General features: G+C 68.6%; 11 protein-coding genes. 9 read left to right on the top strand and 2 right to left on the bottom strand.

Annotated elements, in window-relative coordinates:
- Positions 1 to 158: 158 nt before the first annotated feature.
- Complete coding sequence (locus tag Q7T84_RS00605) at positions 159 to 530, bottom strand: endonuclease domain-containing protein (RefSeq protein ID WP_304805619.1); 372 nt, start codon at positions 528 to 530, stop codon at positions 159 to 161.
- 71 nt (positions 531 to 601) lie between these two features.
- Between Q7T84_RS00605 and Q7T84_RS00600 the strand changes: the two genes are divergently transcribed.
- The 8 genes from Q7T84_RS00600 (at position 602) to tilS (ending at position 7,392) form a co-directional block, all read left to right on the top strand.
- Positions 602 to 1,042: a YbgC/FadM family acyl-CoA thioesterase gene (locus tag Q7T84_RS00600; protein WP_304805618.1), complete on the top strand. Its 441-nt coding sequence runs from the start codon at positions 602 to 604 to the stop codon at positions 1,040 to 1,042.
- A gap of 128 nt (positions 1,043 to 1,170) precedes the next feature.
- Positions 1,171 to 1,872, top strand: a complete 702-nt coding sequence (gene tolQ, locus Q7T84_RS00595) for a protein TolQ (RefSeq protein WP_304805617.1) — start codon at positions 1,171 to 1,173, stop codon at positions 1,870 to 1,872.
- A 4-nt stretch (positions 1,873 to 1,876) separates the two neighbouring features.
- Positions 1,877 to 2,353 (top strand): biopolymer transporter ExbD, encoded by a 477-nt coding sequence (locus Q7T84_RS00590; protein WP_304805616.1) that lies wholly within the window; start codon positions 1,877 to 1,879, stop codon positions 2,351 to 2,353.
- On the top strand, positions 2,340 to 3,203 hold the full coding sequence (locus tag Q7T84_RS00585; RefSeq protein ID WP_304805615.1) for an energy transducer TonB: 864 nt from the start codon (positions 2,340 to 2,342) through the stop codon (positions 3,201 to 3,203). Before Q7T84_RS00590 ends, Q7T84_RS00585 begins: the two co-directional genes overlap by 14 nt.
- Positions 3,204 to 3,217: 14 nt before the next feature.
- The gene (gene tolB / locus Q7T84_RS00580) at positions 3,218 to 4,513 is read left to right on the top strand and encodes a Tol-Pal system beta propeller repeat protein TolB (protein WP_304805614.1); all 1,296 of its coding nucleotides are present in this window, start codon (positions 3,218 to 3,220) and stop codon (positions 4,511 to 4,513) included.
- A gap of 131 nt (positions 4,514 to 4,644) precedes the next feature.
- Positions 4,645 to 5,193 (top strand): peptidoglycan-associated lipoprotein Pal, encoded by a 549-nt coding sequence (pal, locus tag Q7T84_RS00575; RefSeq protein WP_304805613.1) that lies wholly within the window; start codon positions 4,645 to 4,647, stop codon positions 5,191 to 5,193.
- Between the two features lie 124 nt (positions 5,194 to 5,317).
- Positions 5,318 to 6,151 carry a tol-pal system protein YbgF gene (gene ybgF / locus Q7T84_RS00570; RefSeq protein ID WP_304805612.1) on the top strand — a complete coding sequence of 278 codons (834 nt, stop codon included), beginning with the start codon at positions 5,318 to 5,320 and terminating at the stop codon, positions 6,149 to 6,151.
- On the top strand, positions 6,139 to 7,392 hold the full coding sequence (gene tilS / locus Q7T84_RS00565) for a tRNA lysidine(34) synthetase TilS (RefSeq protein WP_304805611.1): 1,254 nt from the start codon (positions 6,139 to 6,141) through the stop codon (positions 7,390 to 7,392). Before ybgF ends, tilS begins: the two co-directional genes overlap by 13 nt.
- On the opposite strand, the gene Q7T84_RS00560 is transcribed toward tilS, so the two are convergent.
- On the bottom strand, positions 7,389 to 8,261 hold the full coding sequence (locus tag Q7T84_RS00560; RefSeq protein ID WP_304805610.1) for an alpha/beta hydrolase: 873 nt from the start codon (positions 8,259 to 8,261) through the stop codon (positions 7,389 to 7,391). The two genes, tilS and Q7T84_RS00560, sit on opposite strands and share 4 nt — an antisense overlap.
- Positions 8,262 to 8,329: 68 nt before the next feature.
- Between Q7T84_RS00560 and Q7T84_RS00555 the strand changes: the two genes are divergently transcribed.
- Positions 8,330 to 8,677: hypothetical protein (locus Q7T84_RS00555; protein WP_304805609.1), on the top strand; the 348-nt coding region annotated here is incomplete at its 3' end.

Below are 8,677 nucleotides of genomic sequence, written 5' to 3'. Positions count from 1 at the left end.
CTCCCCAGCGGGGAGAGGAGAAGAAAGAAATTCCTCTCCCTCGGGAGAGGTTGAGGGGGCGGCGCTCAACCGCCATCACCGCAAAACCGACAGTCCAAGACCCCTCACCCGACCTCTCCCAAGGGAGAGGAGAAGTCATTCCTCTCCCTTGGGAGAGGTTAGGTGAGGGGGCGGCGCACGCCGCTCTGCGGCCTCTCGCCACCACAGGCTCGCAGGATCGTGTCGCAGACCGCGTCGGAATCCTCGATCAGCACGGCGTTCCAGAACCGCAGCACCCGATAGCCCAAGCTCTCCAGATAACCCGTCCGCCGCGCGTCATAGGGCGCGGCCTCGAAATGCTGCCCGCCATCCAACTCCACGATCAACATCAACTCAGCACACACGAAGTCCGCGATGAACGGCCCCAGCGGGACCTGCCGCCTCCACTTCCAGCCACCCAGGCGCCGGTCGCGCAAGGCAACCCAGAGCCGAGCCTCCACTTGCGTCTGCTTGACGCGCAACGCTCGCGCCCGATTTCGCAGATCCGCCATGCCCGCACGATAACAAAGTTCTCTATTTGTTCTAGATGGCGCGATCTCGCGCCCCGCCCTACCCTGCCGCCATGAGCATCGAACCCTCCGCCGGCTTCCTTGAGGGCCGCGAGCATGTCCTGCCGGTGCGGGTCTATTACGAGGACACCGACTTCACCGGCGTCGTCTATCACGGCAACTATGTCCGCTATTTCGAACGCGGCCGTTCGGACTTCCTGCGGATCGCCGGGGTGCGGCACGCCGACCTGCTGGACCGGCCCGACCCCGCCGCCTTCGCCATCGTCCGTATGGAGATCGATTTCAAGCGCGTGGCGCGGATCGACGACGCCCTGGCGGTGCGGACCACCTATGACTCCGCCCGCGGCCCGCGGCTGTTCATCAGCCAGAGAATCACCCGGGGCGAGGAACTGGTCTGCCAGGCGGTGGTCGAGGCGGCCTGCATCGACCTTCAGGGGCGGCCGCGAAAGCCGCCGCCGGGCATGCTGGACACCCTGCGCCCGCTATTTGCGTAAGGTTTGCGTAAAACCGCCTTCACCATTTCCGCGTTAGAAGCCGGTTAACCAGACTTGGCGGCCTTAAGTTCGCCACCGCGCGCGGCTTGAAGTCGTGCGCCTCATTCGCAACGGAGCCCTTGGAGAGCATGGACGTCGCCCCGATCACCGCCGAGAGCTTCAGCTTCATCAATCTGTTCATCCGCGCCGATTGGGTGGTGAAGTCCGTGATGGTGGGGCTGATCCTGGCCTCGCTGTGGTCGTGGACGGTGATCATCGACAAGAGCGTGCGGCTGACCAAGCTGAACAAGGAAGCCCGCGACTTCGAGGATCTGGTCGCCAGCGGCCGGCCGCTGGAGGAGATCGCCGCCGACGCCGGCGAGCGTCCGACCCAGGCCCTGCCCCGGATGCTGCAAGGCGCGCTGAAGGAATGGCGCGAGGCGCGCGCGCGCGGCCAGGTCTCCGAGAGCCAGACCGCCTTCCTGATCCAGCGCATTGACCGCACCCTCGACACCATGATCGCCCGCGAGACGTCCCGCGTCGAAAACGGCCTCGGCTCGCTGGCCATCGTCGCCACCGCGTCACCTTTCGTAGGGCTGTTTGGCACGGTGTGGGGTATCATGAAGGCCTTCCAGGCGATCGCCGTGGAAAAGTCGACCAACCTGGCCGTCGTCGCGCCCTCGATCGCCGAAGCCCTGTTCGCCACCGCCATCGGCCTGATCGCGGCTATCCCAGCCTATATCGCGTTCAACAAGTTCTCGACCGACTCCGGCAAGTACGCGGGCCGCCTCGAAGGCTTCGCAGACGACCTGTCGACCGCGATCCAGCGGCGCCTGGCCGAGCGGGTCTAGGGCCATGGCGCTTTCCGCTCACGACGCCTTTTCCGCCACCGGGGGCTCGCGCCGGCGCCGGGGCCGCCGCTCGCGCGGCGCGCTGTCGGAAATCAACGTCACCCCGCTGGTCGACGTGATGCTGGTGCTGCTGATCATCTTCATGGTCTCGGCGCCGATGCTGACCGTCGGCGTTCCCGTCGAGCTGCCAAAGACCGAAGCCGGCGCGATGGAGGACCAGCCCGAGCCGCTGACCGTGTCGATCCGCGCCGACGGCGCGATCTTCATCCAGGAGGACGCCGTGCCGTTCTCCAGCATGGCCCCGCGCCTACGCGCCATGGTCGGCGACCAGGCGGCCAAGCCGATCTATGTCCGCGCCGACGGCCAGGCGTCCTACGCCGTGGTCGCCCAGGTCATGGCCGCGCTGTCGACCTCCGGCTTCACCACGATCAACCTGATCACCGACACCGGCGGCCCTTCGTCGGGCGGTGATCAGCGCTGATATCCTGATGGCGCGGCAGAAGTCCGAATTCTCGGCGGCGATGGTCGCATCAGCCCTGCTGCACGTGGGGGTGATCGCGTCCGCCTTGGTCGCATGGCCCTGGAGCCGGCCGTTGCCGGTCGGCGGCGCCGTGCCGATCAACATCGTCGCCAACGCGCCGAGCACCAACCTGGCCCCGGCCATCGAGGCGGCTGAAGAAGCGCCCGCCCAGACCGAACAGCCCGTGCCCGACGCCGCCCCGACCCCGGCGGCGCCTGAGCCCGCGCCGACGCCAACCCCGCCTGCCCCGACGCCAAAGCCCGCGCCCAGGCCAGCTCCGACGCCGGCCCCTGCGCCAGCGCCGACGCCCAAGCCAGCTCCCGCCAAACCGCCGACGAAGGCCGCCCCGGCCAAGCCCGCACCAAAGTCGCCGGGCCTCGACCTCGACGCCCTGGCCGCCAGCGTCGCCAAGTCGGCGAAGAGCTCAGGCTCGCAGCGCTCGTCAGCCGCCAAGGGCGAGACGCGTCCGGCCACCGCGCGCGAAGCCCGGCCCGACCTTGGCTCCGGCCAAGCGGCCGCCGCCATCGCAGGCATGACCGACGAGCTGCAGCGTCGTTGGAACCCGAACTGCGAGGTCGAAGGCGGGCGCGACGTGCGCATCCGCGTGACCTTCACGCTCGGCTCCGGCGGCCAGGTGCTCGGACAACCGGACGCCGGCGGCAAGGAACGCTCAGCGAACCCGGTCGAGAAGGCCGCCGCCGAGCGCGCGATCCGCGCGGTCTTCGCCGCCGCGCCGTTCCGCGACCTGCCACGACAATTCTACGGCGACCGCATCGCCGTCAATTTCAACGCCCGCGAAGCCTGTCTCTAATGGAGCTCCGTCCCATGCGACTGAAAACCCTGGCCCTCGCGCTCGCGGCCGCGCTGCTGTCGACAACGGCTATCACCGCGCCCGCACACGCCCAGATCGAGGTCGATGTGAACCGGGGCGACGTGAAACCCCTGCCCATCGCCATCCCGGTCTTCGGCGGCGCCCAGGGCGCGGAGATCGCTCAAGTGATCACCGGCGACCTGGAACGCTCGGGCCTGTTCGCCCCGATCAACCAGGCCGCCTATATCGAGAAGAACCCGGACGTGAACGTCCAGCCGCGCTTCGCCGACTGGAAGACCATCAACGCCCAGGCCCTGGTCAACGGCCAGGCGACGGTCGAGGGTGGGCGCCTGACCGTGAACTTCCGCCTTTGGGACGTCTATTCCGAACAACCGCTGCTCGGTCTGCAATTCACCACCACGCCCGAGAACTGGCGCAAGCTGGCGCACAAGATCTCCGACGCCGTCTATGAGCGGCTGACCGGGGAGAAGGGCTATTTCGACACCCGCATCGTCTTCGTATCCGAGAGCGGCGGCCGTATTGATCGCAAGAAGCAGCTGGCGATCATGGACCAGGACGGCGCCAATCCCAGCTACCTGACCGACGGCTCCTACATCGTCATGACGCCCAGGTTCTCCTCGACCAGCCAGGAGATCACCTACATGGCGCTGCGGCCCGAAGGGTCGTCGATCTACTTGTTTAATCTTGAAAGCGGCCGTCGAGAGACCCTCGGTAACTTCCCTGGCATGGTGTTCGCGCCGCGGTTCTCGCCCGATGGCGGCCGCGTCGCCTTCTCGGTCGAGCGCAACGGCAACAGCGACATCTATGTGATGGACCTGCGCAGCCGGAGCAGCAGCAAGCTGACCTCGGACCCCTCGATCGAAACCTCGCCGTCCTTCTCTCCGGATGGGACGAAGATCGTCTACAATTCCGACCGTGGCGGCACCGCCCAGCTCTATGTGATGGACGCCAACGGCGGCGGCGGACGGCGGATTTCCTTCGGCGCCGGCCGCTATACGACCCCGGTCTGGAGCCCGACGGGCGACTTCATCGCCTTCACCAAGCAAGCCGGCGGCCAATTCCACATCGGCATCATGCGCCCGGACGGCACGGACGAGCGGCTGTTGACCACCAGCTACATGGACGAAGGCCCCACCTGGGCGCCCAACGGCCGGGTTCTGATGTTCAGCCGCGAGACGCCTGGCGCAGGTCCGCGCCTGTGGACCGTCGACGTGACGGGCCGGATCCTGCGGGCGGCGCCCTACCCAGGGTCGGGTTCTGATCCGGCATGGTCGCCGCTGCAGAATTAACCAGTCCTGTCAGGTGTAATATTCCCGTCCTGACGGTCTTTTCAAATGTCCGGTCCCCCAAAAGCCAGGTAGAAACAAGAACTGGCTGTGGGGACCCGCCATCGTCGAAACTTTAAATAGGAGAAGCCAACGTGCAGAGCTTCAATACCAAGCACGCCCTTCGACTGGCCCTTGTCGCGGCCGCCGCCCTGTCCGTTACGGCTTGCGCCTCACGCCCGAAGCCCGGCCCTGCGCCGGAACCCGCGCCGCCGCCCGCCGTCGCCCCGACGCCTGAACCGACCCCGGCGCCTGCGCCGAGCGCCTCGGTGACGCCCGGCACGATCCAAGACTTCGTGATCAACATCGGCGAACGCGTCTTCTTCGACCTGGACAGCTACTCAGTCCGCGCCGACGCCGCGCCGCTGCTCGACGCCCAAGCCGCCTGGCTGGTGCGCTATCCGAACGTGCAGGTCCGTATCGAAGGCAACGCCGACGAACGCGGCACCCGCGAATACAACCTCGCCCTCGGCTCGCGCCGCGCCAACTCGGTGCGCGAGCACCTGGTCTCGCGTGGCGTCGCTCCGTCGCGCATCTCGACCGTGTCGTTCGGTAAGGAACGTCCGATCGATCCGGGCTCGACCGAGGAAGCCTTCCAGCGCAACCGGAACGCCCGCACGGCGATCGTCGGCGGCGCGCAGTAAGGCCTGCTGGCGAACCAATGCGAGAGGGGGCCCATCGGGTCCCCTCTTTGCGTTTGCGGGCCAGACGAGACCCCGCCCCGAAGAGCCCCAATTTGGCCGTCCGATTCTGTAGATGATGCCACCCATGATGTTCCGCCGCCTCGCCCTGCCCCTGGCGCTCAGCCTGATCGCCACCACCGCGCTCGCCCAGGTCCCGATGGACCCGCTGGACGCGCGTGACGCCCGCCGGCTCGACCGCATGGAGCAGGTGATGCGCGAACTGCGCGCCATCGTGTTCCAGGGCCGCGACTCCGGAAAGCCGGTGGTCGTGCAGCCGGCGGAGACCGACTACCAACTGCAGGAAGTCGCCCGGCGCCTAGGCGAGTTGGAGCAGAGCCTGACGCGGATGACCGGCGACATCGAGAACGCCACCCGTGAAGCCGAACTGGCCAAGCGCGACGCCGCGGCGCTGCGCACCGAGAACAAGGCGCTGTCGGACCGGCTCACCGCCTTTGAAAGCAACGCCACGGCCCAGAGCCCGCCCAATGTGTCGGGCGAGCTGGCCGGCGGTCCCTCACCGGCCGCGGGCCTCAGCCCGGCGGAAGCCTTCTCGCGGTCGCGCCAAGCGATGCTGGCCGGTGATTACGACGCCGCCGAGGCCGGGTTCCGCGACTACGTCGCCGACCACGGCGACAGCGCCAAGGCCCCCGAGGCCCGTTACTGGCTGGGCAAGACCCTGACCGCCCGCGGCGCCCAAGCCGAGGCGGCCGGCGCCTATATCGGCGCGATCCGCGGCTGGCCGAACACCAGCTGGGCGCCCGACGCCGTGGTCGAACTGTCCCGTAGCCTGATCGCCCTGAAGAAGCCGGCCGACGCCTGCCAGACCTTGGATGAGTTCAAGCGCCGCTACCCGAAAGCCCCGGCGGCGGTGCAGAGCCGCGCCTCGGCCGCGCGCACCCAGGCCAAGTGCGCCGCCTGACGACACCGGACGCTGATCTGCAGGACGGCGTCCGCGCGGTCCTGAACCAGCGCCTGCGGAGAGAGTCCTCCGCCCCGATCGCCCTTGGCCTCTCGGGTGGCGGGGATTCCCATGCCCTGACCCTGATCGCCGCGAGTTGGGCGCGCCAGCATGGACGACGCCTCATCGTCCTGACGGTCGATCACCAGCTACGTCCCGAGAGCCGCGACTGGACGAGAGCTTGCGCGGCGCTGGCGTGGCGCCTCGGCCTTGAGTTCCACGCGCTGAAGTGGACCGGCGACAAGCCGGCCCAAGGCTTGCCCGCCGCGGCCCGAGCAGCCCGGCACCGCCTGCTGGCGAACGCGGCCCGCGACCTGGGCGCGCGTGTGATCCTGTTGGGGCATACCGCCAGCGACCTGGATGAGGCCGTCGCCATGCGGACCGCGGGCTCGACCACGCCATCCCCGCGCGAATGGAGCCCTTCGCCGGCATGGCCGGAGGGGCGCGATGTCTTCTTGCTGCGGCCGATGCTCACCCTGAGGCGGATGGATATCCGCGAATGGCTGGTCGACCAGGGCGAAACCTGGATCGAGGACCCCAGCAATAGCGACCTGCGCTTCGCCCGCGCACGGGCTCGCGCCGCGACGCCCACCGAGGGCGCGCCGCTCAGCGGGGACTTGCCCGGCGCCTTGGCGGACCTCGCACGCACGGCGGCTGTCGATCCGGCAGGCGCGATCTCGCTTCCGCGCATGGCTCTCGCCTCGCCCGAAGCTCGAAAGCTGATCGCCGCCGCCAGCCTCTGCGCCGCCGGCACCGCCAAGCCGCCGCGCAGCGACCGCCTGGAACGTCTAGCCGCCGCGTTGCGCGGCCCCGCGCCGGTCACCGCCACCCTGTGCGGCGCGAGGATCGAGGCTGACGCCCATGAGGTGCGCTTCATGCGCGAGACGGGCGAGATCCAGCGCGGCGGCCTCGCCGAGCTATGGCTGCACGGCGCGGGCGTCTGGGACGGACGGTTCGAGATCCGCTCGCCCCGGCCGGTGCGCATTGTCGCCCTGGCCGGTCATGCGGCCAGCTTGCCCGCCACTGAGCGTCAGGCCCTGCGCCCTGTGCCTGCAAGCGCCAGGGGCGGCCTTCCGATTATCATCGTCCCGGACGGCGCCGTCACTTGCCCGCTGCTCGGAGCCGCCGGCGAGGTGTCGGTGCGTTCACTGGTCCACGACCGTCTGCTGGCCGCCTGCGGCGTGGTCGTCAGCGAACCCTAGCGCCCGGCGGCGGCCAGCACGTGCTCGATCCCCGCGACGATCGGATCGGCGAATTTCCTGCCCAGCAGGCTGGCATGGTTGGCGCCGTGCACATGATCGACATAGCCATGGTGCGAAGCATGAGCGGGCGCGGCTTCCAGCGCCTTCAGCGGCGCGGTCACCGGTTCGTCGCCCGCTGTCACCACGGCCACCGGCAGGTCGGGATCAAAGGTCCCGGCCTCACGACCCTGGTTGGCGGTCCGTGGCCAGTTCTGAACCTCATCAGCCGCCCAGCGCGTGTGGACCGGCGAGCCGTAGATGCGGCGCTTCTCCTTCGAAGCCTCGCCCTCGAGCCCGATCATATCGCCGATCAACAGCGAGACCGGCGCCATGAAGCCCAGGCCCGACCATCGGCCGACGAACTTCATGGCCCGGCGATAGGCGTGGACGGCGCGGGCGGCGCTCTTGACGTCCATCATCTCGGGGGTCACGGCGTCGACCAGCACGACCCCGACCACCTGGTCGCGATTGCGCGGAACGAACACCCGGACCATCAGCCCCGCCATTGAGTGACCGACCACCACGAACGGGCCGTGCTCGCCCATCCGCGCCAACATGTTCTCAAGGTCGCCGGCGACGGCGTGGCCGTCGCGCGGCTCGGGTCCCGGATCGGAAAAGCCCAGGCCGGCGCGGTCATAGGCGATGCTGGCCAGGCCCTTGGCGGCGAGGCGGTCCTGGACCACCGCCCAATCGGCCGCGCAGCCGAAAGATCCGGCTTCCAGGATGATCATCGGCCGATCGGACTTGTCTCCCGCGCGAACCGCGCGCATGCGGCGGCCGCCGATATCAATCAACTCGCCACGCGTTGGATGGAAACGCTGGGCCGTCATCGCAGAACCTTGAGCATCCGCGCAATCTAGCCGAGGTTGCGGCCAGGTCGATCCTGGAGACGAAGACGATGTTGCGGCTAATTTTGGGTGTGGTGCTAGGCGTCATCGTCGGCGGAATCGTCACCGGCGTTGTCGAGGGCATGGGACACACCATTTTTCCGCCGCCGCCGGGCGTGGATCTGACCGACCCCGCGCAGCTTCAGACGGTGATGTCACGGGTGCCGATTGAGGCGAAGTTCGCCGTGCTGCTGGCCTGGGTCCTCGGCGTGCTGGCCGGATCCTCCAGCGCCAATTTGCTCGCCGGCAGGCGGGCCCTGGCCGGGCGGATCACCAGCATGGTGATCTTCTGCTTCGCGGCCTGGACGATGACCAGCATTCCGCACCCTGCCTGGTTCGTGGCGGCGGCGTGCGCGGCG

Source organism: Phenylobacterium sp. (assembly GCF_030654915.1).
GTDB lineage: Bacteria > Pseudomonadota > Alphaproteobacteria > Caulobacterales > Caulobacteraceae > Phenylobacterium.
Note: the sequence above shows the minus strand (reverse complement) of the source record. Positions and strands in the feature narration are given on the sequence as shown.

What these genes read in the sequence shown, in the direction of transcription:
- ybgF (WP_304805612.1), top strand. Translation starts at nt 5,318, where the DNA reads ATGATGTTCCGCCGCCTCGCCCTGCCCCTGGCGCTCAGCCTGATCGCC.
- Q7T84_RS00600 (WP_304805618.1), top strand. Translation starts at nt 602, where the DNA reads ATGAGCATCGAACCCTCCGCCGGCTTCCTTGAGGGCCGCGAGCATGTC.
- Q7T84_RS00605 (WP_304805619.1), bottom strand. Translation starts at nt 530, where the DNA reads ATGGCGGATCTGCGAAATCGGGCGCGAGCGTTGCGCGTCAAGCAGACG.
- tolQ (WP_304805617.1), top strand. Translation starts at nt 1,171, where the DNA reads ATGGACGTCGCCCCGATCACCGCCGAGAGCTTCAGCTTCATCAATCTG.
- Q7T84_RS00590 (WP_304805616.1), top strand. Translation starts at nt 1,877, where the DNA reads ATGGCGCTTTCCGCTCACGACGCCTTTTCCGCCACCGGGGGCTCGCGC.
- tolB (WP_304805614.1), top strand. Translation starts at nt 3,218, where the DNA reads ATGCGACTGAAAACCCTGGCCCTCGCGCTCGCGGCCGCGCTGCTGTCG.
- Q7T84_RS00560 (WP_304805610.1), bottom strand. Translation starts at nt 8,261, where the DNA reads ATGACGGCCCAGCGTTTCCATCCAACGCGTGGCGAGTTGATTGATATC.